Source organism: Rhodococcus sp. AC861 (assembly GCF_979256035.1).
In genome coordinates this window covers 564995-590338 of the sequence record NZ_CEEDMW010000003.1, presented here as the reverse complement: position 1 = coordinate 590338, position 25344 = coordinate 564995, and the positions used below count along the sequence as shown (strand labels likewise).

Below are 25344 nucleotides of genomic sequence, written 5' to 3'. Positions count from 1 at the left end.
TACGGTCGTTCGCGTGACGCGCCGCGTCCTCGGCATCGACGGCTCTCCGCGCAGCGACCGTGTCGCGTTCCTGCACGACAACGAACCCGACCGTCCCGGTCTGAACGCCGCGGAAGAGCGCGACCTGAGCCACATCCGCCGGTTCGGTGCCACCGGAGCGGCGATGATGGCGCTCGGCGCTCTGGGCGCCGGAGCGCAACCCGTCCTGCAGAACCCCGTCCAGGGCGTCCGCGTCCTGGGCCTGTTCGCTCGCGCACTCCCCGCCGCGCTGACCGTGACGATGATCGGCACGGCGATCGTCGTGCTCGCGTGGCTCCTGCTCGGCCGGCTCGCCGTCGGATCGTTCGGTGCGGGCTCGTCGCCGCGACGTCTGTCCAGGTCGCAGCTCGACCGGACTCTCGCACTGTGGATCGTTCCCCTGTGCGTCGCTCCCCCGATGTTCAGCAAGGACGTCTACTCGTACCTGGCGCAGAGCGAGATCACGGCCCGCGGCCTGGATCCGTACTCCATCGGACCGCAGGCCGCGCTCGGCGTCGACCACGTGCTGACCCGGACGGTTCCCAACATCTGGCGCGACACCCCGGCGCCGTACGGACCGTTCTTCCTGTGGATCGGGCGGGGTATCACCGCGATCACCGGCGACAACATCGTGGCCGGCATCTTCCTGCACCGCATCGTCGCCCTGGCCGGAGTCGTCCTCATCGTGTGGGCGCTGCCCAGACTGGCGGCCCGGTGCGGCGTGTCGAGCGTGGCCGCGCTGTGGCTCGGCGCCGCGAACCCGTTGCTGCTGTTCCATCTGGTCGCCGGGATCCACAACGAGGCGGCCATGCTCGGCCTGATGCTCGCCGGCCTCGAGATCGCCTTCCGGGCCGTCGAGTCGGCCGGCCGGACCGGACCGATGAATCGACGGGAGATCGGACTGCTCCTCGCCGGGGCGGCGATCATCGCATTGTCCGCGACCATCAAGATCCCGTCGATCCTCGCCCTGGGATTCGTCGGCATGGCGCTGGCACGACGGCGCGGCGGCAGGGCGCGCGACGTCGCCGTCGCCGCGGCGGTTCTCGGGGCCGTCACCCTGGTGGTGTTCCTCGCGGTGAGCACGGCGAGCGGCCTCGGATTCGGATGGCTGGGCACCTTGAACACGGCCAGCGCCGTGCGCAGTTGGATGTCGTTGCCCACACTTCTCGGTCTGGCCACCGGTGGTGCCGGGGTGCTGCTGGGTATCGGCGACCACACCACTGCCGTGCTGTCGCTGACCCGTCCGATCGCATCGTTCGTCGCGGCCGTGATCATCGTCCGGATGCTCGTCTCGGTGCTTCTCGGACGGTTGCATCCGATCGGTGCGCTGGGGGTCTCGCTCGGCGCTCTGGTGCTGCTCTTCCCGGTCGTCCAGCCCTGGTACCTGCTGTGGGCCGTCACCCCGCTGGCGGCCTGGGCCACCCGGCCCGCGTTCCGCGTACCCGTCATCGTCTTCTCCGCCTTCGTCTCTCTCATCGTCATGCCGACGGGAGGCGAGGTGCAGCCGTTCGTCATCGTGCAGGCGGCCGTGGCGACGGTTCTGACCGTCGCCCTGATCATCGCCGCGACCAGAAGAATCCTTCCGTGGAGAGCACGCGACGGGGCGGCGGCGTCCGAGCCCTCCGCGGACGCCTACGCTGGATCATCGTGACCTCGCGACCCGCCTCCCCACCCGCGTCCGGTTCGTCCGCGACGCTGACGCCCGCGGTGTCGCTCACGAACGTCGTCCGCCACTTCGGATCGACGACGGCGGTCGACGGTCTCGACCTGACTCTCCACCGCGGCCGCGTACTCGCTCTGCTCGGTCCCAACGGCGCCGGCAAGACGACGACCGTCGAGATGTGCGAGGGGTTCCTCTCCCCCGACTCCGGCGACGTCCGCGTTCTCGGGCTCGATCCCGTCGGAGACGCGGAGCGTGTCAAGCCCCGCATCGGTGTGATGCTCCAGGGCGGCGGCGCCTACCCGGGCTCCCGTGCGGGCGAGATGCTGAACCTGGTCGCGTCCTACTCTGCCGATCCGCTCGACCCCGCGTGGTTGATGGCGCAGCTCGGTCTCACCGACGCCGTCCGCACCCCGTACCGACGCCTGTCCGGCGGGCAGCAACAGCGCCTCTCCCTCGCCTGCGCGCTGGTGGGACGACCGGAACTCGTCTTCCTGGACGAACCCACCGCCGGACTCGATGCACAGGCGCGACTCCTGGTGTGGGACATGATCGACGCCCTCCGCCGGGACGGCGTCAGCATCCTGCTGACAACCCACCTGATGGACGAGGCGGAGCAGCTGGCCGACGATCTGGTGATCATCGACCACGGCCGCGTCGTTGCGTCGGGGACACCGACGGAACTCACTCGACGTGGAGCCGAGGGGCAGCTGCGGTTCTCCGCACCGGCCGGACTCGATCTCTCGTTGTTGCAGATGGTGCTGCCCGAGGGCTTCGACCCCGTCGAGAGCTCGCCGGGGTCCTATCTGCTCGAAGGAACCATCGACCCCCAGGTACTGGCGACGGTGACCTCGTGGTGTGCTCGACTCAACGTGCTGGCCACCGATCTCCGCGTGGAGCAGCGCAGCCTCGAGGACGTGTTCCTCGATCTGACGGGGCGGGAACTGAGAGGGTGAGCGTGACATCACGGTCCGAACGCACGACGGACAGATTCGAACCGGGGACGTTCACACCGAATCCGCAGGCGGCGCCTCGCGGTCGCATGCTCGCGGCGCAGTCCCGACTCGAACTCGTCCTGCTCCTCCGCAACGGTGAGCAGTTGCTGCTGACCATGTTCATCCCGGTCACGTTGCTCATCGGTCTGACACTTCTGCCGTTCGGCGACTTCGGCTCCGAGCGCGTCGGAACAGTCGTTCCCGCCGTGATGATGGTCGCCGTGATGTCGACGGCCTTCACCGGTCAGGCCATCGCTGTGGGCTTCGATCGACGCTACGGCGCCCTGAAGAGACTCGGTGCGACCGCTCTGCCGAAGTGGGGCGCGATCGCGGGCAAGTCGATCGCCGTCCTGATCGTCGTCGCCGCGCAGTCGGTTCTGCTGGGTGTCATCGGGCTGATCCTCGGATGGCGTCCGACGCCGGGCGGGCTGCTCCTCGGTGCCGTCGTCATCGCCCTGGGCACCGTGACGTTCACGACGATGGGCCTGCTTCTCGGCGGAACACTTCGCGCAGAGATCGTGCTCGCTCTGGCCAACATCGCGTGGTTCGTCATGCTCGGTATCGGCAGTGTGATCTTCGCCGACGACTCGCTTCCCGGAGCCGTGCGGATGATCGCGCGTCTCGTACCGTCGGGCGCGATGGCGGAAACACTCGAGCAGGCCGTGGTGGGGCGAGTCGACCTGTTCGGCGTCCTGGTGCTTGCCGTGTGGGCCGCGGTATGCGGCTTCTGGGCAACCCGCAAGTTCTCCTTCACCTAGGCGAACCGTCCGGCCGGACGCGGGCCAACTACACCGTGTAGGACTCGGCGTCTACGATCGAGTCGTGCTTTCTCGTGCGTTCCTGTCCCTGGTCGATCGCCTGCCGCTGCCCTCCGTTCGCGTGCAGCGGATCATCGCGTTCGTCGTGATCGTGACCCAGGGCGGCATCTCCGTCACCGGCGCCATCGTGCGCGTCACGGCGTCCGGCCTGGGGTGCCCCACGTGGCCCCAGTGCTTCCCCGGCAGCTTCACTCCCGTGGGCGTGTCCGAGGTCCCGGTGTTGCATCAGGCGGTCGAATTCGGCAACCGCATGCTGACCTTCGCCGTCGTGCTGACAGCCGCGGCCATCGTGCTCGCCGTCATCCGCGCACGGCGTCGGCGCGAAGTGGTCGTCTACGCGTGGCTGATGCCCGCCGGAACGGTGCTGCAGGCCGGCGTCGGCGGAATCACCGTGCTCACCGGGCTGCTGTGGTGGACGGTCGCCGTGCACCTGATCATCTCGATGCTGATGGTGTGGCTGGCGACTCTGCTGTTCCACAAGATCGGCGAGGCCGACGACGGCGTATCCGTGCCGTCCGTTCCTGCTCCCCTGCGGTGGCTGACCGTTCTGTCCGCGGTCCTGCTCACCGGCGTTCTGGTGGCGGGAACGATGGTCACCGGAGCCGGACCGCACGCCGGCGACGCGGACGTGGCGCGACTCGAGGTGGAGATCGTCACCCTCGTGCATCTGCACGCGGAACTGCTGGTCGGCTACCTGGCCCTGCTCGTCGGACTGACCTTCGGCGTCTACGCGGTCAGCCCCTCGGGAGCGACTGCCGTGAAGAAGCGGCTGCACATCCTGATCGCGCTGGTGGTTGCGCAGGCGTCGGTCGGCATCGTCCAGTACTTCACCGACGTTCCTGCCGCGCTGGTGGCGGTGCACGTCGCGGGAGCCGCCGCGTGCACCGCCGCGACGGCTGCCGTCTGGTCGGCGTCACGTCACCGTGAGTCCATCCCGGCACCCGACGCCGAGAACGTGCGGCCCGAGCACGTTCGCTGAGCAATCCCTACTGGCCGTTGCGAGCCTTCGGGAACTTGGTCTGGCCCGCTACCCACCCGGCCATCTGCGCGAAATGACCCTTGCGGGGGGTGACGATGCTCGTCAGTTCCCGATCCCACTCGCCGATGGTCACCGAATCCAACGAATCCACCACCGCGTGCGCGGTCGCCAGATCGGCGGCGACGCGGTCCCCCAGGACACCGTCCTCACCGACCAGTGTGATGCGAACGCCCGCACGCCCCAGGGGCTGCAACACGACCGTCGCCGAGCCGCCGTGGGCGGCAACGAACGACTCGATGGACGACACCAGACTCGACGGTGGTGCAGCCGTCTCGGTGCTCATGCCGGACGAGCCCTTGGGTGCGTTCTCGATGCTCTCGGTACTCATGCCGTGAGAATACCCGGTGCCTCCGCCGCACTCCTACCCATCGGTAACCTCGTGTCCCGTCCCCCGCGTCCGCGCCGGTAGTGCAAGACTCCGGTGATGCGAGCAGTGGTGATCACCAGGACCGGCGGACCCGACGTTCTCGAGTACACCGAGGCCCCCGATCCACGTCCCGGCCCCACCGACCTCCTCGTCCGAGTGCAGGCCGCCGGCATCAACTACATCGACACCTACTTCCGGAGCGGGGCCTACCCCCGAGAGCTGCCGTACATTCCCGGCGACGAGGGCGCCGGGGTCGTCGAGGAGATCGGATCCGACGTCACCGACATCCAGGTCGGAGACCGGGTCGCATGGGCCAGCGCGCCCGGTAGCTACGCCGAACTCGCGGTCGTTCCGGCGGCCGCGGCCGTCTCGGTTCCCGGCGGCGTCGACTTCCCTCGAGCAGCGTCTGTGCTGCTGCAGGGTATGACTGCGCACTATCTCGTCGAGTCGACCTACGCGGCCGTGTCCGGGGACACCGTGCTGGTGCACGCCGGGGCCGGCGGAGTCGGGTTGCTGCTCACCCAGCTCGCGGTCGCGAAGGGGGTCGAGGTGATCACGACCGTCTCATCGGACGACAAGGACGCCTTGTCTCGCGACGCGGGCGCGTCCCACGTCCTGCGGTACGACGACGACATCGCAGCCCGGGTGCGCGACATCACCGGTGGCGAGGGGGTGGCGGCGGTCTACGACGGCGTCGGCAGGACGACCTTCGACGCAAGTCTCGACAGCGTGCGGATCCGCGGCACCGTCGCCCTGTTCGGGGCGGCCAGCGGACCGGTTCCGCCGGTCGACCCTCAGCGGCTCAACAAGGCCGGATCGGTATTCCTGACTCGGCCGACCCTCGCCCACCACATTCGCGACCGAGCCGAGCTCGAGTGGCGCGGTGGGGCCGTCATGGGCGCCGTCGCGAACGGGACGTTGTCGGTGCGGGTCGAGCACCGCTACCCGCTGGCGGAGGCCCGCCGGGCGCACACCGAACTCGAAGCACGCCGGACCACCGGCTCCTTGGTTCTGGAGCCCTGAGTCACGGCTGTCAGGAGAAGAACTGCGACACGGTGTTCATGCCGAGCACCGAGTCGACGGCCAGGCCGATGAAGACGACGGCCAGGTAATTGTTCGACTGGAGAAACAGACGCAGGGGCTTGACCGGCTCGCCGCGGCGTACACCCGCGTAGAGCTGATGAGCCATCAGGAGGAACCAGGCGCCCGCGACGAGTGCCACCGCGGCGTACACGACGCCCGCGGCGGGGACCAGCGCGGCGGTCGCGGCGACGGTGAGCCAGGTGTAGATGACGATCTGTCGTGTGACGACCTGCTCGGTGGCAACGACGGGAAGCATGGGCACACCGGCTGCGGCGTAGTCGTCCTTGTAACGCATGGCCAGGGCCCAGGTGTGCGGCGGCGTCCAGAAGAAGATGACCAGGAACAGCACGACGGCTTGCCAGCCGACGGTTCCGGTGACCGCCGACCATCCCACCAACGCCGGCATGCAACCCGCAGCACCGCCCCAGACGACGTTCTGCGAGGTCCGACGCTTGAGGCCCATCGTGTAGACGAACACGTAGAACAGGATGGTCACGACGACGAGAACGCCGCTGAGCAGGTTCGCGGCCCACCACAACCAGGCGAACGACGCGATGCCGAGCAGTGTGCCGAAGACGAAGGCGTGCGACGTGGGCACTGCCTCACGGGCGAGGGGACGGCGCGCCGTGCGCTTCATGACCTTGTCGATATCGGCGTCGACGACGCAGTTCAACGTGTTCGCGCTGGCTGCACCCATCCAACCGCCGAACAGTGTGGCGAAGAGCAGAGGCAGGTCCACCGAGCCACGATCGGCCAGCAGCATCGTGGGGATGGTGGCGACGAGGAGCAACTCGATGACACGAGGCTTGGTCAGTGCGATGTAGGCGCCGGCCCGCGCGAGGAGTCGTCCCGGGAGCGTCGTGGGCGCCGGAGACGAGTCCGCGGCCGGACTGTCGGCGAACCCGTGTCCGCTCGGGCTCTGCCGCATCCCCACTCGAATCTCCCTCACACGACCTGCGCTTCACCACCGAACAGGTGGCGCTACTACAAGCGATGGTAGACGCCGCCTGTGTCATCACCCCAATCGGCGGGTAGTCCTGAGGTCGGAGTCACCACGTCGATCTGCGCGGGCGTTGCTCGTACGAGTCGGCGGGGGGTCCCCGACGGAACTAGGCTGGGCCCCGAACCGGGTATCTCCGACGGATCCGTCGGGGAACTAGGCTCCACCCGCGGACGATGCGATCAGTCGCGCCGTTCGCACGCAGGTACTGGCCACACACCCCGACAGTGTCAGGAGATTTCCGCTCGTGTCGATCACAGACGACATCACCGTTCTCACCAGCGCTCACCATCCGAGCGACTGGACCGATCTGGACACGCGGGCGGTGGACACTGTTCGAGTGCTCGCGGCCGACGCCGTGCAGAAGGTCGGCAACGGCCACCCCGGTACCGCGATGAGCCTCGCGCCTCTCGCCTACACGCTCTTCCAGCGCACCATGCGCCACGACCCCACCGACACGACGTGGATCGGTCGCGACCGGTTCGTGCTCTCGTGCGGCCACTCGAGCCTCACCCTCTACATCCAGCTGTACCTCGGCGGCTTCGGGCTCGAACTGTCCGACCTCGAGGCGCTGCGTACGTTCAAGTCGAAGACTCCGGGCCACCCCGAGTTCCGCCACACCAAGGGCGTCGAGATCACCACCGGCCCGTTGGGGCAGGGCCTGGCCTCCGCCGTCGGCATGTCGATGGCGTCGCGCCGCGAACGTGGACTCTTCGACCCGGAGCCCGCCCTCGGGGAGAGCCCGTTCGACCACTTCATCTACGTCATCGCCTCCGACGGCGACATCGAGGAGGGCATCACCTCCGAGGCGTCGTCGCTGGCCGGTACGCAGCAGCTCGGCAACCTGATCCTGTTCTACGACGACAACAAGATCTCCATCGAGCACTCGACGGACATCGCCCTGTCCGAGGACACGGCCAAGCGCTACGAGGCCTACGGCTGGCACGTCCAGGTCGTCGAGGGCGGCGAGAACGTCACCGCCATCGAAGAGGCTGTCGAGGCCGCGAAGGCCGTCACCGACAAGCCGTCGATCATCGTGCTGCGCACCATCATCGGCTTCCCCGCGCCGACGATGATGAACACCGGCGCAGTGCACGGCGCGGCACTCGGCGACGACGAGGTCGCCGCGGTCAAGAAGGCACTCGGCTTCGATCCGGACAAGACCTTCGAGGTCACCGACGAGGTCATCGCGCACACCCGCTCGTTGCAGGAGCGCGGCCGTGCGGCGCACGCCGCCTGGACCGAGCAGTTCGATGCCTGGGCGGCACGCGAGCCCGAGCGCAAGAAGCTGCTCGACCGCCTCACGGCGGAAGAGCTGCCCGAGGGCTGGTCCGACGTCCTCCCCACCTGGGAGCCGGGAAGCAAGGCCGTCGCCACGCGTGCCGCGTCCGGTGACGTGCTCAGTGCCGTCGCGCCCGTGCTGCCCGAGCTGTGGGGCGGCTCCGCCGACCTGGCCGGCAGCAACAACACGACGATGAAGGGCGCCAAGTCCTTCGGCCCCACGTCGATCTCCACCGACGACTGGGACGCCGAGCCGTACGGGCGCACCCTGCACTTCGGTATCCGTGAGCACGCCATGGGCGCGATCCTGTCCGGCATCGTCATGCACGGACCGACCCGCGCCTACGGCGGCACGTTCATGCAGTTCAGTGACTACATGCGCCCGGCCGTCCGACTCGCGTCGCTGATGGACATCGATCCGATCTACGTCTGGACTCACGACTCCGTCGGTCTGGGCGAGGACGGCCCGACCCACCAGCCGGTCGAGCACCTCGCTGCGTTGCGGGCGATCCCGAACCTGTCCGTCGTCCGTCCCGGTGACGCCAACGAGACCGCACACGCATGGCGCGCCGTGCTGGCGAAGTCCTCCAGCAGCGGCCCGGTCGGTCTGGCGCTGACGCGTCAGGGCATCCCCGTGCTCGAAGGCACCAGCTACGAGGGCGTGTCCAAGGGTGGCTACACCCTGGTCGAGTCGTCGAAGGCTGCTCCCGACGTCATCCTGATCGCCACCGGATCCGAGGTGCAGTACGCCGTCGAGGCCCAGAAGCTGCTCGAGGCGCAGGACATCGCCGCACGCGTGGTCTCCATGCCGTGTGTCGAGTGGTTCGAGAGCCAGGACCAGAACTACCGCGACCAGGTGCTGCCGCCCACCGTCAAGGCACGCGTCTCGATCGAGGCCGGCATCGCGATGCCGTGGTACAAGCTCGTCGGCGGTTTCGGCGAGATCATCTCGCTCGAGCACTTCGGCGAGTCCGCCGACGCAGCCACGCTGTTCCGCGAGTACGGATTCACGGCCGAGGCCGTGGTCGCCGCCGCGCAGCGCTCCATCACCAATGTGAAGGGATAACCGCCATGACCCAGAACAAGAATCTCGCAGATCTGTCGGCCGCCGGAGTGTCCGTGTGGCTCGACGACCTCTCACGTGACCGCATCTCGTCCGGCAACCTGACCGAGCTGATCGAGGGCAAGTCGGTCGTCGGTGTCACCACGAACCCGTCGATCTTCCAGGCTGCGCTCAGCAAGGGCACCGCCTACGACGATCAGGTCAACGAGCTCGCGGCCCGCGGCGCCGACGTGGACGCGGTCATCCGCACCGTCACCACCGACGACGTCCGCAACGCGTGCGACATCTTCGCACCCGTCTACGAGGCGTCCAACGGTGTCGACGGCCGCGTGTCCATCGAGGTCGATCCTCGCCTGGCGCACGAGACCGACAAGACCGTGGCGCAGGCGATCGAGCTGTGGAAGATCGTCGACCGCCCCAACGTCCTCATCAAGATTCCCGCGACCGAAGCCGGCATTCCCGCGATCGCCAAGGTCATCGGCGAAGGCATCAGCGTCAACGTCACGCTGATCTTCTCGGTCGAGCGGTACGAAGCCGTCATGAACGCGTACCTCGAGGGACTCGAGTCCGCCAAGGCCGCCGGACATGACCTGTCCTCGATCCACTCGGTGGCATCGTTCTTCGTCTCGCGCGTCGACACCGAGATCGACAAGCGTCTCGCTGCCATCGGCACCCCCGAGGCCACCGAGCTGAAGGGCAAGGCCGGACTGGCCAACGCGCGCCTCGCGTACGTCGCCTACCAGCAGGTCTTCGAGGTCGGCTCGCGGTTCCAGGGCCTCCTGGAGAGCAATGCACGTCCGCAGCGCGCGCTGTGGGCCTCGACCGGCGTCAAGGATCCGACGCTCCCCGACACCCTGTACGTCACCGAACTCGTCGCACCCAACACGGTGAACACGATGCCGGAGAAGACCATGGACGCGGTGGCGGACCACGGTGAGATCACGGGCGACACGATCTCGGGCAAGGGTCCCGAGTCGCAGGCCGTGTTCGACGCGATCAGCGCCCTCGGCATCGACCTCACGGACGTGTTCCTCGTCCTCGAGAACGAGGGTGTCGAGAAGTTCGAGAGCGCCTGGGCCGAACTCAACGAGGCCACTCGCCAGCAGCTCGATCAGGCACAGAGCAAGAGCTGACACATGACGACGACGGAGGACGCCCCCTGGGTCAATCCGCTTCGTGACAACCGGGACAAGCGTCTCCCGAGGATCGCCGGGCCCTGCAGCCTGGTGATCTTCGGGGTGACGGGCGATCTCGCGCGCAAGAAGCTGATGCCGGCCGTGTACGACCTGGCGAACCGCGGGCTGTTGCCCCCCGGCTTCGCCCTCGTCGGTTTCGCACGACGCGAATGGGAGGACCAGGACTTCTCGACCATCGTCCACGATTCGGTTCGCGAGCATGCTCGCACGCCGTTCCGTGAGAGCGTCTGGGAGCGTCTCGCCGAGGGCATCCGCTTCGTCCAGGGCACCTTCGACGACGCCGACGCCTTCGACCGGTTGGCGACGACGCTCGCCGAACTCGATGTCCAACGCGGAACGGGTGGCAATCACGCGTTCTACCTGTCGATCCCGCCCAGCGCGTTCCCCGTCGTCCTCGAGCAACTCTCCACGTCCGGCCTGGCGACAGGTCAGGTCGTCGAGGGTGGGCCCGACCAGTGGCGACGCGTCGTCATCGAGAAGCCCTTCGGCCACGATCTGCAGAGCGCGAAGGAACTCAACGCCGTCGTCAACCGGGTGTTCCCGGAGGACCGGGTGTTCCGCATCGACCACTACCTGGGCAAGGAGACGGTCCAGAACATCCTGGCGCTGCGCTTCGCGAACCAGTTGTTCGACCCGATCTGGAACGCCCACTACGTGGACCACGTGCAGATCACGATGGCCGAGGACATCGGTCTCGGCGGCCGAGCCGGGTACTACGACGGCATCGGCGCTGCCCGCGACGTCATTCAGAATCACCTGCTGCAGTTGCTCGCCATCACCGCGATGGAGGAGCCTGTCAGCTTCAGCCCCAGCGAACTGCAGTCCGAGAAGATCAAGGTGTTGTCGGCGACGCGGTTGGCGGAACCGTTCGCGGAGACCGCGGCACGCGGCCAGTACACCAGCGGATGGCAGGGCAGTCAGAAGGTCAAGGGACTCAAGGAAGAAGAAGGCTTCGACGCCGAGTCCACGACCGAGACGTACGCGGCCATCACGCTCGAGGTCGACACCCGACGGTGGGGCGGAGTCCCGTTCTACCTGCGCACCGGCAAATCGCTGGGACGACGGGTCACCGAGATCGCGATGATCTTCAAGCGTGCTCCCCATCTACCGTTCGACGCGACCATGACCGAGGAGTTGGGTCAGAACGCCCTGGTGATCAGGGTGCAGCCGGACGAGGGCGTGACGCTTCGCTTCGGGTCGAAGGTGCCGGGTTCGAGCATGCAGGTGCGCGACGTCAGCATGGACTTCAGCTACGGGCAGGCATTCACCGAATCCTCCCCCGAGGCGTACGAGCGTCTCATTCTCGACGTCCTGCTCGGTGAACCGTCGCTCTTCCCGGTCAATGCCGAGGTCGAGCTGTCCTGGAAGATCCTCGACCCGATCCTCGAGTACTGGGCGTCGGGCGGCACCGCCGACCCCTACGAGGCCGGGACGTGGGGTCCGGACTCCGCGAACGAGATGATGCAGCGCACCGGACGCGAATGGAGAAGACCGTGATCGTCGACCTTCCGGCCACCAGTACCCGCGCCGTCTCGAAGAAACTCGTCGAACTCCGCGAGTCGGGAGGCGCCGTCACGCTCGGACGCGTCCTCACTCTCGTGGTCGTCATCCGTGACCCGTCCAAGTTCGAAGCGGCGATCGAAGCAGCCAACGAAGCCAGCCGCGAGCATCCGTGCCGCGTGATCGTGTTGGCGCGCGGCGAGCGCAGTGACGAGGACGGTCTCGACGCGCAGATCCGCGTCGGAGGTGACGCGGGTGCCTCCGAGGTGGTCGTGCTGCGTCTGCGCGGCGAGCTGTCCGAGCACGAGCAGAGCGTGGTGCTCCCCTTCCTGCTGCCGGACACACCCGTCGTCGCGTGGTGGCCCGGTGGGGCGCCCGACGTGCCCGCCAAGGACCCGGTGGGACGCCTTGCCATCCGACGGATCACCGACGCCACCATGGCCCCCGATCCGCGGGCCGCGATCGCGTCGCGGCTCGAGTCCTACTCCGAGGGCGACTCCGACCTGGCGTGGTCGCGCATCACGTACTGGCGAGCGTTGCTCACCACCGCGCTCGACCAGCAGGCCGAGGCCGTGCGCTCGGTCACGGTCTCGGGACTGCGGGACGAGCCGGCGCTCGACATCCTCGCCGGATGGCTCGCCGGCCGTCTGGGCGTTCCCGTGCACCGCAACGTCGGTGATCTGCGCGTCGAGATGGTGCTGGCGGACAGCACCGTCTCCATCAGCCGTCCGCAGACCGGAACCACGGCGACGCTGATCAGGACGGGACAACCCGACACTCTGGTGTCTCTCGCACGACGGGAGACGCGTGATTGCCTGGCGGAAGAGCTACGGCGCCTCGACCGTGACGAGATCTACGAAGAGGCACTCGCCGGCCTCGCGAAGGTGACCTATGAGTGAGATACACCGCTCCCCGGACACCGCGGCACTCGCACGCGCCGCGGCCGAACGATTCGTGGCCGTCGTCGTCGACGCACAGAAGACTCGCGGCAGTGCGTCCGTGGTGCTGACCGGTGGCGGTACCGGCGTCGCCACGCTGAAGGCCGTCAAAGATCTCGGCGGTGACATCGACTGGTCGGCGGTCGACGTCTTCTTCGGCGACGAACGCTTTCTTCCCGAGGGCGACTCGGAGAGGAACTACGTCCAGGCGAAGGACGCGTTGCTCGATCACGTCGGCGTCGACGAGGCACGCGTGCACGTCATGGCGCCGTCGGACTCCCCGCTGGGTGACGACGTCGACGCGGCCGCCGTGGCCTACCTTCAGGCCGTCGCCGCATTCGGCGGCACCGACGGCCCGGTGTTCGACGTGCACCTCCTGGGCATGGGTCCGGACTCCCACATCAACTCGCTGTTCCCCCACAGCGATGCGGTGCGCGAGGACAGCAGCCTCGTCCTCGCCGTCACCGACTCCCCCAAGCCGCCGCCGGTCCGCATCACTCTCACCCTTCCCGCGGTGAACCGTTCCCGGCACGTGTGGTTCCTGGTGTCGGGTGAGGGGAAGGCCGACGCGGTCGCGGCATGTGTCGGCGGGGCGAATCCGATCGAGCACCCGGCTGCCGGTGCCCACGGCACCGAGTCCACCGTCTGGTTCCTCGACGAGGGGTCCGCCTCCCGTCTGTGACCGTCACGTCGGCGATCGGCCCGGCCGCTCGTCGGCCGGGCCGTCCTGGCGTATCTGCGTGGGAACCGGAGCGTGGCGACGACGGGGAACTCCGCGCCGCCACGCGGATGCTGATGCGCTGCAACGGTTGTCGCTGAACTGCTTCATGTCGAGGTGCCCTCCCGGCGTCGAATGTGGTCCTGCTCTGTTCGACGCCGGGAGAGCCCCGACGGTTCCCTCTAGCCGCTGTTCCGCAAGGCCGTCGCGAGACCGTTCATCGTCAACAGGATTCCGCGCTTCACCTGTTCGCGGTCGTCGCCGGCACGCAATTGCTTCAGCAGTTCGACCTGCAGGTGATTCAGCGGCTCGAGATACGGGAAGCGGTTGAACACCGACCGGGCGAGAGCCGGGTTGTCGTCCAGCAGACCGTCGTGACCGGTGACCTTCAGGTACATCGACACCGTCTTCGCATGCTCGGTCGAGATCATGTCGAACACGGTCTTGCGGAGCTTCTCGTCCGGGACCAGTTCCGAGTAGCGCGCGGCGAGACCGAGATCGGACTTCGCCATCACCTGCGCCATGTTCGACATCACGGTCCGGAAGAAGGGCCAGCGCCGGTACAGATCGGTCAGCGTCGCCAACCGGTCGTCGTCGCCGCCCACCCAGTCCTCGAAGGCCGTACCGACTCCGTACCAACCCGGAAGCATCACGCGCGACTGGCTCCACGACATGACCCAGGGAATGGCCCGCAGGTCGTAGACGGAGTTGGTCGGCTTCCGCGAGGCGGGTCGGCTACCGATGTTGAGCTCACCGATCTCGGCGACGGGCGTCGACATCCGGAAGTACTCGACGAAGCCGGGAGTCTCGTGCACCAGCGCGCCGTAGGCGGCTTGCGCGCGGGCTGCCAGATCGTCGAGAAGTGCGTAGGCCGGTTCGGCATCGTCGCCCAGTCCCTCGACGTCGAGGAGAGTGCTCTCGATCGTCGCCGCGAGCAGAGTCTCCAGGTTGCGACGTGCGAGGCGCGGCTCCGCGTACTTCGCGGCGATGACCTCACCCTGCTCGGTGATGCGCAGCGACCCGGTGACAGCACCGGTGGGCTGCGCGAGGATCGCGTCGTAACTCGGGCCGCCGCCGCGACCGACGGTGCCACCGCGCCCGTGGAAGAGGCGCAACCGGATCCCGGCGTCCCGAGCGGCCTCGACGAGGTCGAGCTCGGCACGGTAGAGAGCCCAGTTGGCTGCGAGGTACCCGCCGTCCTTGTTCGAATCCGAGTACCCCAACATCACCTCCTGGTTCTCGCCTCGCGATGTGACCAGCGCGCGGTACACCGGAACGGCCAAGGTCGCGGTGAGCGTGGCCGCGCCCTGCTGGAGGTCGTCGATGGTCTCGAACAGCGGCACCACCCCCACCGGGGACGACGGACCTGTTTCCGAGTCGCCGGGATCGAGGATGCCGGCCTCCTTCAGCAGCACCGCGGCCTCGAGCATGTCGCTCACGGACGTGCACATGCTGATGATGTAGTTCGGTACGGCCCCACCGCCGAACGTGCGCACGGCGTCGGCAGCCGAGGCGACGATCGCCAGTTCCTTCGTCGTCTGCTCGCTGAACTCCGCGCGAGGCCCGATCAGCGGGCGCCGAGTCTCGAGCTCCGCGGACAGGATCGCCACGCGCTCGTCCTCGGAGAGCGACGAGTAGTCGGAATGCACACCCGCCCACGCCAGGAGTTCGCCGACGACCTCCTCGTGGATGTCGGAGTTCTGACGCATGTCGAGGCCGGACAGGTGGAACCCGAACGTCTCCAACGCCTGGCGCAGCGTCGCGAGCCGGTCGTCCGCGATGACACCGTTGGCTGTACGACGCAACGAGCGATCCAGCAGGTCGAGGTCGTCGAGCATCTCCTGCGGCGACGAGTACGGCTCCAGCTCGGGAGTGTCGAGGGTGTTGTCGGGCACCACGTCCAGCATCCGGTGCGCCGTCGCCGTCAGACGGCCGCGGATGCCGCGCACCGCGCGTCGGAACGGCTCGTCGGACCGGAACGCCGAGTCGTCCTTCGACGCGTCGGCCAGAGCCTGCAGGTCCGCGTCCACATCGATCAGTCGCGCCGACATCGAGAGCTCGTGCTCCAGGCCGACGAGATCGGCGAGGTACCGGGTGAAGGCGACCTGCGCCGCACGGTTGGTCGCCCGGTGCACGATCTCCCCGGTGACGAAGGGGTTGCCGTCGCGGTCGCCGCCGATCCACGACCCCGGACGCAGCATCGGCTGCGCCAGCAGATCCGCATCGGGCCACCGGCTGCGCAGCGCCGCACGCAGTTCGGTGTTGATACGGGGTATGACGTCGAACAGCGACATGTCGTAGTAGCGCAGGCCGACCTCGATCTCGTCCTGGATACGGAGCCGCGACAAGCGGATCAATGCGGTCTGCCACAGTGCGAGGATCTGCCGCTCGATCTTCGCCTCGGTGTCGGCAACCTCGACGTCGTCCAGTTCCGTGCGCTCACGGAATCGCATCAGATCGGTGATGCGGCTCTGGATCTCGGAGACCGTGCGGCGACGGGTCTCGGTCGGGTGCGCGGTGATGACCGGCGACACCAGCGCGTCGCGCAGCAGGTTCTGCACGGTCTCGGCGTCGAGGTTCGCCGCATCGAGTTTGGCGTAGGTGGAGGCCAGGCTGCTGTCCTGGGGAGGCTCCCCCGCGCGGACGTGCACGGCCCGCCGGCGTTCCCGGTGGATGTCCTCCGCCAGGTTCGCGAGCAGGGAGAAATGACTGAACGCGCGGATCACCGGAATGGCCGACGCGATGTCGATGCCGTCGAAGAGGTCGGTCAACACACCGCGGTCGATCTCCGACCGCCGGACGCGGAAGGACTCGACGCGGGCCTTCTCCACGAGGTCGAACGTCGACTCACCCTCGTGGTCCCGGATGACGGAACCGAGGATCCCTCCGAGGAGCCGAATGTCCTCTCGCAGAGGTTCGGTGGCGGGCAGACCTGGATCGACGACTGTCATGGGAACAGTATTGTCGGCCTCGCTGTCCGGCGCAGCGCAGGGATGTCAGGCCCGGCGTGTCAGGCGAACTTGATCTCCAGGCCGATGCCGAGGATGCAGATGAGCCACACGACGCCGGTGAACACGGTGACGCGGTCGAGGTTCTTCTCCACGACGCTCGATCCGGACAACGACGACTGGACGCCGCCACCGAAGAGGCTGGACAGGCCGCCACCCTTGCCGCGGTGCAGCAGGATGAAGACGAGCAGGCCGATGCTGGTGATCACCAGCAGGATGTCCAGGAACGTGCGCATGATCGGCAATCCTACAGGTCGGAGCGGGCGGGACGACGAAGGGCACGTCGCGTGCGCGACGTGCCCTTCGATCGGTGATGCGCGGTGTGTCAGGGAAGCGGTCCCCCGGCAGCGATGGCGCACAAGGTGGCGAATTCGTCCGCCTTGAGCGACGCTCCGCCGACGAGTGCCCCGTCGACATCGGTCTGGCCGACGATCTCGCCGACGTTCTTGGAGCTGACCGAACCTCCGTACAGCACGCGAACCTTCGCGGCGGTGTCCACGTCGGCCAGGGAGACCAGCTCTTCTCGGATGGCCCCACAGACTTCCTGGGCGTCCGCAGCACTGGCCACACGCCCGGTCCCGATGGCCCACACGGGTTCGTAGGCGACGACGATCTTGGCGACCTCGTCCGCCCCGAGTCCCGCGAGCGAACCGCGGAGCTGCTCGACGTTGAAGGCCACATGCTCGCCCGCCTCGCGGACCTCGAGGCCCTCGCCGATGCACACGATCGGGATCAGTCCGTGCTTGAGCGCAGCCTTGGTCTTGGCCAGCACCGTCTCGTTGTCCTCGCCGTGTCCGGCGCGACGCTCGGAGTGACCGACCACGACGTAGGTGCATCCCAGCTTCGCCAGGAACGCGCCGCTGATGTCACCGGTGTACGCGCCGGAGTCCTGCGGCGACAGGTCCTGCGCACCGAAGGTGAGCAGCAGCTTGTCGCCCTCGATCAGCGTCTGGACGCTGCGGATGTCCGTGAACGGCGGGATGACCGCGACGTCGACCTTCTCGAAGTACTTCGCGGGCAGTGAGAACGCGATCTTCTGCACCAGCGCGATGGCTTCGAGATGGTTGAGATTCATCTTCCAGTTGCCGGCGATGAACGGGGTCCGTGCCATGTGTCAGCCCTCCAGGATCGACAGGCCGGGGAGCTGCTTGCCCTCGAGGTACTCGAGGGAGGCACCGCCACCGGTGGAGATGTGGGAGAAGCCGGCATCCGGGAGACCCAGAGTGCGCACGGCCGCGGCGGAGTCGCCACCACCGACGACACTGAACGCGCCCTTCGTGGTCGCCGCGATGATCGCCCGGGCGATACCTTCGGTGCCCTTCGAGAACTTCTCGAACTCGAAGACTCCGGCGGGACCGTTCCAGAAGATGGTCTTGGCGTTGCTGAGCACCGCTTCGAACCGATCCACCGAGTCGGGTCCCACGTCCAGACCCATCCAGCCGTCGGGGATCTCCGACGCCTTCACCGTCTTCGACTCCGCGTCGGCGGAGAAGCTGTCGGCGACGACGAAGTCCGTCGGGAGGTGGATGACGTCACCGAAACGCTCGAGCAGGTCCTTGCACGTCTCGATGCGATCTTCCTGCAGCAGGGAGGTTCCGACCGAATACCCCTGTGCCGCAAGGAACGTGAAGGCCATGCCGCCGCCGATGACCAGGGTGTCGACCTTGGGAGCGAGTGCCTCGATGACACCGATCTTGTCGGACACCTTGGAGCCGCCGAGCACGACCGCGTACGGCCGCTCGGGGGTCTCGGTCAGCTTGGTGAGCACGTCGACCTCGGTGGCGACCAGGTTTCCCGCGTAGTGCGGGAGGAGTGTCGCCACGTCGTACACCGACGCCTGCTTGCGATGCACGACACCGAAACCGTCGGAGACGAACGCGGCGTCGTCGCCGGCCAGCGTGGCCAGTTCCTTCGCCAACGCCAGCCGCTCGGCATCGTCCTTGCTGGTCTCACGAGGATCGAAGCGGATGTTCTCGAGGAGGAGAACGTCACCGTCGGTCAGACCCTCGGCGCGAGCCTCGGCGTCCTGGCCGACGACGTCACCGGCGAGCTGGACGTGGCGTCCCAGCAGTTCACCCAGCTTGGCGGCCACCGGTGCCAACGAGAACTTGGCGTCCGGAGTGCCGTCGGGCCGACCGAGGTGGGCGGTGACGATGAGCTTGGCACCGGCTTCGAGAAGCGTCTGCAGCGTCGGGAGCGACGCCTCGATGCGACCCGCGTCGGTGATCTGCCCGTTCTCGAGCGGAACGTTGAAGTCTGCCCGCACGAGGACGCCACGTCCGTCGACGCCCTCGTCGATCAGGTCCTGCAGTGTCTTGACAGCCATCGGGTCAGAGCGACTTTCCGACGAGTCCGATGAGGTCGACGAGACGGTTGGAGTAGCCCCACTCGTTGTCGTACCAGGAGACGATCTTGACCTGGTCGTCGATGACCTTGGTCAGGCCCGAGTCGAAGATGGACGAGTGCGGGTCCGTGACGATGTCGGAGGACACGATCGGGTCCGAGGTGTACTTCAGGATGCCCTTCAGCGGACCCTCGGCAGCAGCCTTCATCGCGGCGTTGATCTCTTCGACGGTGGCGGACTTCTTCAGGTTCGCAGTCAGGTCGGTGACCGAGCCGGTGGGGATGGGCACGCGCAGCGCGTAGCCGTCCAGCTTGCCGAGCAGCTGCGGGAGAACCAGGCCGATGGCCTTGGCGGCGCCCGTTCCGGTGGGGACGACGTTCAGGGCTGCGGCGCGGGCGCGACGCAGGTCGCTGTGCGGGCCGTCCTGCAGGTTCTGGTCCTGGGTGTACGCGTGGATCGTGGTCATCAGGCCCTTGACGATGCCGAACTCGTCGTCGAGCACCTTGGCGATGGGGCCGAGGCAGTTCGTGGTGCACGAGGCGTTGGAGATGATGTTCTGGCTGCCGTCGTACTTGTCGTCGTTGACGCCCATGACGATGGTGATGTCCTCGCCCTTGGCGGGCGCGGAGATGATGACCTTCTTGGCACCGGCGTCGATGTGGCCCTGAGCCTTCGATGCGTCGGTGAAGATGCCGGTGGACTCGACCACGACGTCGACACCCAGATCGCCCCACGGAAGAGCCGACGGGCCCTCACGGAGCGAGAGCGCCTTGATCTTCTGATCGCCGACGACGATGGTGTCCTCGCCCTCCAGCGAGACGTCGTACGGCAGGCGGCCGAGGATGGAGTCGTACTTGAGCAGATGAGCGAGCGTTGCGTTGTCGGTGAGATCGTTCACCGCAACGATCTCGATGTCCGTGGTGCCGAGCGCCTTCTGCGCATCGACCGCCCGGAAGAAGTTACGACCGATACGACCGAAGCCGTTCACGCCAACCCGAACCGTCACTGTTCGCTCCTTAGTGTTGAAACTGGTGTTCCGCGTCGGTGCACGGGTCGTGCACCGTTTCGTCTCCCGCACGTGGTGGTGCGGACGTCTGCGTCACGCGAGCGTGCCGGCCCGGGGGCGGTGCGCTCGATCTGTGACGTGTCCACCCTAATGGTTCGGGGTGGTGCATCTCTCGGTCAGCCGCCTCGTCCCGCTCAGGCGTCGTCGAGCAGGTCCGCGGTCACGGCGGACTCGGTGTCCGGGATGCCCGTGTCCTTCGCCTTGCGATCCGCCATCGACAACAACCGGCGGATCCGACCGGCGACGGCGTCCTTGGTCATCGGCGGGTCGGCCAGCTGACCCAGTTCCTCGAGCGACGCCTGCCGATGCTCGACGCGCAGATGACCGGCCGCGGCGAGATGGTCGGGGACGTCTTCCCCGAGGATGGCCAACGCCCGTTCCACGCGCGCGGCGGCGGCGACGGCGGCCCGCGCGGACCGGCGCAGATTGGCATCGTCGAAGTTGGCGAGCCTGTTGGCCGTCGCCCGCACCTCGCGGCGCATGCGTCGCTCCTCCCAGGTCAGGCGAGTGTCCTGGGCGCCCATGTGGGTGAGCAGCACGCCGATGGCCTCACCGTCGCGAACGACGACGCGGTCGGCGCCGCGGACCTCGCGCGCCTTGGCGGCGACACCCAGCCGACGAGCGGCACCGACGAGAGCCAGCGCTGCCTCCGGTCCGGGGCAACTGACCTCGAGAGCCGAGGAGCGCCCGGGTTCGGTCAGCGAGCCGTGTGCCAGGAAGGCGCCTCGCCAGGCGGCTTCCGCGTCGGCGACCGTGCCGCCGACCACCTGCGCCGGGAGCCCGCGAACGGGACGGCCGCGCATGTCCAGCAGACCCGTCTGACGCGCGAGCGCCTCACCGTCCTTGGCGACGCGCACGATGTAGCGCGTCGATTTCCGCAGTCCGCCCGCGCCGATGGAGTGCACGTCGGCGCTGTACCCGAACAACTCGAAGACCTCGCGCTTGAGGCGTCGGGCGATGGACAGCTGGTCGACCTCCGCCTCCACCACGACGCGCCCGGCCACGATGTGCAGGCCTCCGGCGAAGCGCAGCAACGCGGCGACCTCTGCCTTGCGGCAGCTGACCTGCGTGATCGTGAGCCTGCTGAGTTCGTCCTTGACATCGGCTGTCATGGCCACGATGTCGGTTCCTTCCTGCTGTCACTGCTGGTGTCGCCGTCGGTAGGGCGCGTGTCGTCGACCGCCGACGCGGGTCTACCCGCGCCCAGAACGGCGCCGAACACGGCCGCGAGCTTGGCGACGTCGTGTGCGTGTGGTGTCGCCCCCGCGACATCGGCGTAGATCACGTCCGCACCGAAGACTGCGGCGGCCCGTGCCAGATGTTCGCGCTCGGAACCCGGCGGTACCGACGCCGAGTCGACCACCACGTGATGCACCCGAAAACCCGGTGCGTGTTGGGACAGTACGTGGAGATGGCGCTCCGCCGAGAATCCTGTGGTCTCCCCCGGCTCCGGTCCGAGGTTCAGTACCAGCACCTTGCGGGCGTCTGTTCTGCGCAGAGCCGCCGCCAGGTCGGGAACGAGAACGTGGGGCAGAACACTGGAGAACCACGATCCCGGTCCGAGAACGACGAGGTCGGCGCGTTCGATCGCGCGCACCGACTGTTCGGTCGCCGGTGGATCGACGGGCAGCAGACGCACGCGTCGGACCTTGCCGGGCGTGGTGGCCACCGCTACCTGACCTCGGATGACCCGGCTCACTCGCGGATCCGACTCGAGCCCGGAGACGTCGGCCTCGATGTCCAAGGCGATGGGCGACATCGGCAGGACACGTCCGTCGACGTCGAGGAGGTGGGCGACCTCGTCGAGTGCGACCACGGGGTCCTTGACGACCTCCGTCAATCCGGCGAGAAGAAGATTGCCGACGGAGTGCCCCGCGAGAGCGCCGCTTCCGCCGAACCGGTGCTGGAGGACGTCGGCCCACAGCGCGCTGCGAGGATCCGACGCGGCCAGCGCAGCGAGCGCCATCCGGAGGTCACCGGGCGGGATCATCCCGAGCTCGGCCCGTAGGCGCCCGGACGACCCGCCGTCGTCGGCGACGGTCACGACAGCGGTGACGTTCCTCGACAGGGTTCTCACGGCGGACAACGTGGCGTACAGCCCGTGCCCACCTCCCAACGCGACGATGCTCGGGGAGTTCTCGTCGCGTGGTCCGGCCGCACTCACTCGCGACCCAGGTCGCGGTGGACGACGCGCACGCTGGTGTCCGCGTCGTCGCGCAGGCGGTCCGCGAACGCCTCGGCCATCGCGACACTGCGATGTTTGCCGCCGGTGCACCCGATGGCGATGGTCATGTATCTCTTGCCCTCCCGCCGGTAGCCGGCGAGCGTCATGCCGACCAACCGGTGGTACAGGTCGAGGTACTCCTCGGCGCCCGGTTGCCCGAGGACGTAGTCGCGCACTCCCTCGTCCTTCCCCGTGAGCGCCCTCAACTCGGGAATCCAGTGGGGGTTGGGCAGAAACCTCATATCGCACAACACGTCCGCGTCCAACGGAACGCCGTACTTGAAACCGAAGGACTCGACCGTGACGGCGATGGTGTTCGCCATGTCGGTGCCGAAGCCGGCTGCGATGCGGTCCCGGAGACCGTGCACCGACAGTGACGTCGTGTCGATGACGATGTCGGCCGCTTCCTTGACCGACGCCAAACGCTCGCGCTCGTCCGCGATGCCTTCGGTGAGCGTGCCGTCGAAGCCGTAGTTCTGCAACGGGTGGCTGCGACGAACGGATTCGAACCGTTGGATCAGCACACCGTCGGACGCGTCGAGGAACAGCACGCGAGGTCGCACACCCACCGCCGTCAGATCCGACAGCAGGGTGGCGACGTCACCGTTGAACAGGCGGCTGCGGACGTCGACCACCAGGGCGAGGCGCTCGATGCCCGGTGTCGACGTGCGACCGATCTCGATCATCCGTGTGATGAGTTCGGGCGGCATGTTGTCCGCCACGTACCACCCCAGGTCCTCGAGGACCTTGGCCGCCGTTCCGAGCCCGGCGCCGGACAGCCCTGTGACCAGCGCTACGTCGATGTCGGCGAGGGACTCCGGTTCGGCGGTGAACCCCACCTGCTCTCGCTGCATGTTCACTCGCCCGCGTGTCCTGTTCCTCGATGCAATGCCGTCACCGTGTCGACCGACGCCGTCCGGCCGGCCTCGTCGGTCGCTTCATCATTGCGTACTGCGACGGCATCCGCTCCGTTCTCGTTTCCGACAGAACCGACACCGGGCGTCTCCGCGACCTCCGCGGGCACTCCCAGCGCGTCGAGCACCGCGCGCGCGGTCGTCTCCCCGATGCCCGGCACCTCCACGATCTCCGAGACCTTCGCCTGCTTGAGCTTGGCCACCGAACCGAAGTGCGTGACCAGAGCCGTGCGGCGGGCTTCGCCGAGTCCCCGCACGGAATCCAGAGCCGACGCCGTCATGCGCTTCGAGCGCTTGCTGCGATGGAACGTGATGGCGAACCGGTGGGCCTCGTCCCGGACGCGCTGCAGCAGGAACAGGGACTCGCTGGTCCTGGGAAGGATGACCGGATCGGCTTCGCCCGGCACCCACACCTCTTCCAGTCGCTTCGCCAGACCGACGACCGCGACGTCCGTCACGCCGAGTTCTCCCAGCACCTCCGCGGCCGCCGCGACCTGAGGAGCGCCACCGTCGACGACGAACAGGTTGGGCGGATACGCGAACCGACGTGGACGCCCGGTCTGCGGGTCGAGCGACGCCTCGGGAGCGAGGTCACCGCCGGAGTCCTTGCCGTGCCGCAGGAAGCGACGACGCGTCACCTCCGCGATGCTCGCGACGTCGTCGGAATGGCCGTCCCCGGCGGCTTCCTTGATGGAGTAGTGCCGATAGTCGCTCTTGCGCGGAAGACCGTCCTCGAAGACCACGAGGGACGCGACGACGTCGGTGCCCTGCACGTGCGAGATGTCGATGCACTCGATGCGGAGAGGCGCACTGTCGAGGTCGAGAGCTTCCTGGATGCCTTGCAGTGCGGCCGATCGAGACGTGAAGTCACCCGCGCGCTTCATCTTGTGTTGCTGCAGGGCCTCGATCGCATTGCGGTGCACGGTCTCTGCGAGCGCCCGCTTGTCTCCCCGACGCGGAACGCGCAGCTGCACGGCACTGCCGCGTAAGGAGGACAGCCACGCCTGCACCTCGTCGGCGTTCGGCGGCAGCACCGGAACCAGCACCTCACGCGGCACCGCGTTGGTCGCTCCGTCCTCCGTCGACGCCGACAGCGATGCCTGCTCGCCGTAGAACTGGGTCAGGAACTGCTCCACGAGAGCCGGAAGGTCCGATGCGGTCGCCTCGTCCGTCGTCGCGTCGGCCTCGTCGTCCACTTCGTCTGCGCCAGGTGCGGCGGCTTCGATGACGTCACCGGCCTTCTCGACCACCCATCCACGCTGACCGCGCACTCGGCCGCCGCGTACGTGGAACACCTGGACGGCCGCCTCGAGCTCGTCGCTCGCGAACGCCACGAGATCCGCGTCGGTGCCGTCTCCCAGAACGACGGCCTGCTTCTCCAAGGCGCGGCGCAGCGCCCCCACGTCGTCGCGCAAGCGTGCGGCGGCCTCGAAGTCGAGGTTTTCCGACGCGGTCTGCATCTTGCCCTCGAGCTCGCGCACCAGCTTGTCCGTCTTGCCCGAGAGGAAGTCGCAGAAGTTCTCGACGGTGGCGCGATGTTCGGCGGCGGACACACGGCCCATGCACGGTGCGGAACACTTGTCGATGTATCCGAGCAGGCAGGGACGACCGATCTGGTTGTGCCGCTTGAACACTCCGGCCGAGCACGTGCGCGCGGGAAAGACTCTCAGGAGCAGGTCCAGCGTCTCGCGGATGGCCCACGCGTGGGCGTACGGGCCGAAATACCGGACACCCTTGCGACGCGGCCCGCGATAGACGAAGAGCCGCGGGTACTCCTCGTTCAGAGTGACGGCGAGCATCGGGTAGCTCTTGTCGTCCCGGTAGCGGACGTTGAAACGAGGATCGAATTCCTTGATCCAGTTGTACTCGAGCTGCAGCGCCTCCACCTCGGTGGTGACCACCGTCCACTCGACGCTGGCCGCGGTCGTGACCATCTGCCGCGTACGGGGGTGCAGACCGGCGATGTCCGCGAAGTAGGAGTTGAGGCGGCTGCGCAGGCTCTTGGCCTTGCCGACGTAGATCACTCGACCGTGTGGGTCGCGGAATTTGTAGACACCTGGCTCGACCGGAATGGTTCCGGTGGCCGGGCGGTAGGTAGCAGGGTCGGACACA

At 67.8% G+C, this 25344-nt stretch carries 21 protein-coding genes; 10 read left to right on the top strand and 11 right to left on the bottom strand.

Annotated elements, in window-relative coordinates; translation table 11 throughout:
- The first annotated feature begins 13 nt into the window (after positions 1–13).
- The 4 genes from mptB (at position 14) to AC0IX4_RS12310 (ending at position 4470) form a co-directional block, all read left to right on the top strand.
- Positions 14–1669 (top strand): polyprenol phosphomannose-dependent alpha 1,6 mannosyltransferase MptB, encoded by a 1656-nt coding sequence (gene mptB, locus AC0IX4_RS12325; protein ID WP_471829319.1) that lies wholly within the window; start codon positions 14–16, stop codon positions 1667–1669.
- Positions 1666–2634 (top strand): ABC transporter ATP-binding protein, encoded by a 969-nt coding sequence (locus AC0IX4_RS12320; RefSeq protein WP_442971159.1) that lies wholly within the window; start codon positions 1666–1668, stop codon positions 2632–2634. Before mptB ends, AC0IX4_RS12320 begins: the two co-directional genes overlap by 4 nt.
- A 2-nt stretch (positions 2635–2636) precedes the next feature.
- Positions 2637–3431 carry an ABC transporter permease gene (locus AC0IX4_RS12315; RefSeq protein WP_471829119.1) on the top strand — a complete coding sequence of 265 codons (795 nt, stop codon included), beginning with the start codon at positions 2637–2639 and terminating at the stop codon, positions 3429–3431.
- 64 nt (positions 3432–3495) lie between these two features.
- Positions 3496–4470, top strand: a complete 975-nt coding sequence (locus tag AC0IX4_RS12310) for a COX15/CtaA family protein (protein WP_042574594.1) — start codon at positions 3496–3498, stop codon at positions 4468–4470.
- 7 nt (positions 4471–4477) lie between these two features.
- Here AC0IX4_RS12310 and AC0IX4_RS12305 read toward each other — a convergent pair whose 3' ends face one another.
- On the bottom strand, positions 4478–4813 hold the full coding sequence (locus AC0IX4_RS12305; RefSeq protein ID WP_056075136.1) for a hypothetical protein: 336 nt from the start codon (positions 4811–4813) through the stop codon (positions 4478–4480).
- Between the two features lie 141 nt (positions 4814–4954).
- On the opposite strand from AC0IX4_RS12305, the gene AC0IX4_RS12300 reads away from it, so the two are divergent.
- Entirely contained in the window at positions 4955–5920 is a 966-nt protein-coding gene (locus AC0IX4_RS12300) for a quinone oxidoreductase family protein (RefSeq protein WP_471829117.1), read from the top strand.
- Between the two features lie 10 nt (positions 5921–5930).
- Here AC0IX4_RS12300 and AC0IX4_RS12295 read toward each other — a convergent pair whose 3' ends face one another.
- Positions 5931–6920, bottom strand: coding sequence for a heme o synthase (locus AC0IX4_RS12295; RefSeq protein WP_042574642.1), 990 nt, complete (start codon positions 6918–6920; stop codon positions 5931–5933).
- A gap of 307 nt (positions 6921–7227) precedes the next feature.
- On the opposite strand from AC0IX4_RS12295, the gene tkt reads away from it, so the two are divergent.
- The 5 genes from tkt to pgl are packed head-to-tail and all read left to right on the top strand — an operon-like array spanning position 7228 to position 13640.
- Positions 7228–9327 carry a transketolase gene (gene tkt, locus AC0IX4_RS12290; RefSeq protein WP_042574596.1) on the top strand — a complete coding sequence of 700 codons (2100 nt, stop codon included), beginning with the start codon at positions 7228–7230 and terminating at the stop codon, positions 9325–9327.
- Between the two features lie 5 nt (positions 9328–9332).
- The gene (gene tal, locus AC0IX4_RS12285; RefSeq protein WP_471829115.1) at positions 9333–10457 is read left to right on the top strand and encodes a transaldolase; all 1125 of its coding nucleotides are present in this window, start codon (positions 9333–9335) and stop codon (positions 10455–10457) included.
- A gap of 3 nt (positions 10458–10460) precedes the next feature.
- Positions 10461–12017 (top strand): glucose-6-phosphate dehydrogenase, encoded by a 1557-nt coding sequence (zwf, locus tag AC0IX4_RS12280; RefSeq protein ID WP_056074759.1) that lies wholly within the window; start codon positions 10461–10463, stop codon positions 12015–12017.
- The gene (gene opcA / locus AC0IX4_RS12275; protein ID WP_200933490.1) at positions 12014–12919 is read left to right on the top strand and encodes a glucose-6-phosphate dehydrogenase assembly protein OpcA; all 906 of its coding nucleotides are present in this window, start codon (positions 12014–12016) and stop codon (positions 12917–12919) included. Before zwf ends, opcA begins: the two co-directional genes overlap by 4 nt.
- Positions 12912–13640: a 6-phosphogluconolactonase gene (pgl, locus tag AC0IX4_RS12270; RefSeq protein WP_471829113.1), complete on the top strand. Its 729-nt coding sequence runs from the start codon at positions 12912–12914 to the stop codon at positions 13638–13640. Before opcA ends, pgl begins: the two co-directional genes overlap by 8 nt.
- Positions 13641–13858: 218 nt before the next feature.
- On the opposite strand, the gene ppc is transcribed toward pgl, so the two are convergent.
- The 9 genes from ppc to uvrC form a co-directional block, all read right to left on the bottom strand.
- A complete protein-coding gene (ppc, locus tag AC0IX4_RS12265) occupies positions 13859–16627 on the bottom strand; it encodes a phosphoenolpyruvate carboxylase (protein ID WP_042574601.1) in 2769 nt (922 codons plus the stop codon).
- A 59-nt stretch (positions 16628–16686) separates the two neighbouring features.
- Positions 16687–16920, bottom strand: coding sequence for a preprotein translocase subunit SecG (gene secG, locus AC0IX4_RS12260; protein ID WP_042574602.1), 234 nt, complete (start codon positions 16918–16920; stop codon positions 16687–16689).
- A gap of 89 nt (positions 16921–17009) precedes the next feature.
- Positions 17010–17795: a triose-phosphate isomerase gene (tpiA, locus tag AC0IX4_RS12255; RefSeq protein ID WP_471829111.1), complete on the bottom strand. Its 786-nt coding sequence runs from the start codon at positions 17793–17795 to the stop codon at positions 17010–17012.
- Between the two features lie 3 nt (positions 17796–17798).
- Positions 17799–19010: a phosphoglycerate kinase gene (locus AC0IX4_RS12250; RefSeq protein ID WP_471829110.1), complete on the bottom strand. Its 1212-nt coding sequence runs from the start codon at positions 19008–19010 to the stop codon at positions 17799–17801.
- 4 nt (positions 19011–19014) lie between these two features.
- Positions 19015–20034: a type I glyceraldehyde-3-phosphate dehydrogenase gene (gene gap, locus AC0IX4_RS12245; RefSeq protein WP_042574605.1), complete on the bottom strand. Its 1020-nt coding sequence runs from the start codon at positions 20032–20034 to the stop codon at positions 19015–19017.
- Between the two features lie 194 nt (positions 20035–20228).
- Positions 20229–21212, bottom strand: a complete 984-nt coding sequence (whiA, locus tag AC0IX4_RS12240; protein WP_042574606.1) for a DNA-binding protein WhiA — start codon at positions 21210–21212, stop codon at positions 20229–20231.
- Positions 21203–22258: a gluconeogenesis factor YvcK family protein gene (locus AC0IX4_RS12235; protein ID WP_471829108.1), complete on the bottom strand. Its 1056-nt coding sequence runs from the start codon at positions 22256–22258 to the stop codon at positions 21203–21205. Before AC0IX4_RS12235 ends, whiA begins: the two co-directional genes overlap by 10 nt.
- Positions 22255–23172: an RNase adapter RapZ gene (rapZ, locus tag AC0IX4_RS12230; RefSeq protein ID WP_471829106.1), complete on the bottom strand. Its 918-nt coding sequence runs from the start codon at positions 23170–23172 to the stop codon at positions 22255–22257. The genes AC0IX4_RS12235 and rapZ overlap by 4 nt, the downstream gene beginning before the upstream one ends.
- 2 nt (positions 23173–23174) lie before the next feature.
- A complete protein-coding gene (gene uvrC, locus AC0IX4_RS12225; RefSeq protein ID WP_471829104.1) occupies positions 23175–25343 on the bottom strand; it encodes an excinuclease ABC subunit UvrC in 2169 nt (722 codons plus the stop codon).
- Position 25344 lies beyond the last annotated feature (1 nt).

Bases quoted from the DNA above. Each gene is read 5' to 3' on its own strand.
- zwf (WP_056074759.1), top strand. From the start codon at position 10,461: ATGACGACGACGGAGGACGCCCCCTGGGTCAATCCGCTTCGTGACAAC.
- secG (WP_042574602.1), bottom strand. From the start codon at position 16,920: ATGCGCACGTTCCTGGACATCCTGCTGGTGATCACCAGCATCGGCCTG.
- AC0IX4_RS12300 (WP_471829117.1), top strand. From the start codon at position 4,955: ATGCGAGCAGTGGTGATCACCAGGACCGGCGGACCCGACGTTCTCGAG.
- ppc (WP_042574601.1), bottom strand. From the start codon at position 16,627: ATGACAGTCGTCGATCCAGGTCTGCCCGCCACCGAACCTCTGCGAGAG.
- tpiA (WP_471829111.1), bottom strand. From the start codon at position 17,795: ATGGCACGGACCCCGTTCATCGCCGGCAACTGGAAGATGAATCTCAAC.
- AC0IX4_RS12250 (WP_471829110.1), bottom strand. From the start codon at position 19,010: ATGGCTGTCAAGACACTGCAGGACCTGATCGACGAGGGCGTCGACGGA.
- tal (WP_471829115.1), top strand. From the start codon at position 9,333: ATGACCCAGAACAAGAATCTCGCAGATCTGTCGGCCGCCGGAGTGTCC.
- AC0IX4_RS12305 (WP_056075136.1), bottom strand. From the start codon at position 4,813: ATGAGCACCGAGACGGCTGCACCACCGTCGAGTCTGGTGTCGTCCATC.
- pgl (WP_471829113.1), top strand. From the start codon at position 12,912: ATGAGTGAGATACACCGCTCCCCGGACACCGCGGCACTCGCACGCGCC.
- rapZ (WP_471829106.1), bottom strand. From the start codon at position 23,172: ATGCAGCGAGAGCAGGTGGGGTTCACCGCCGAACCGGAGTCCCTCGCC.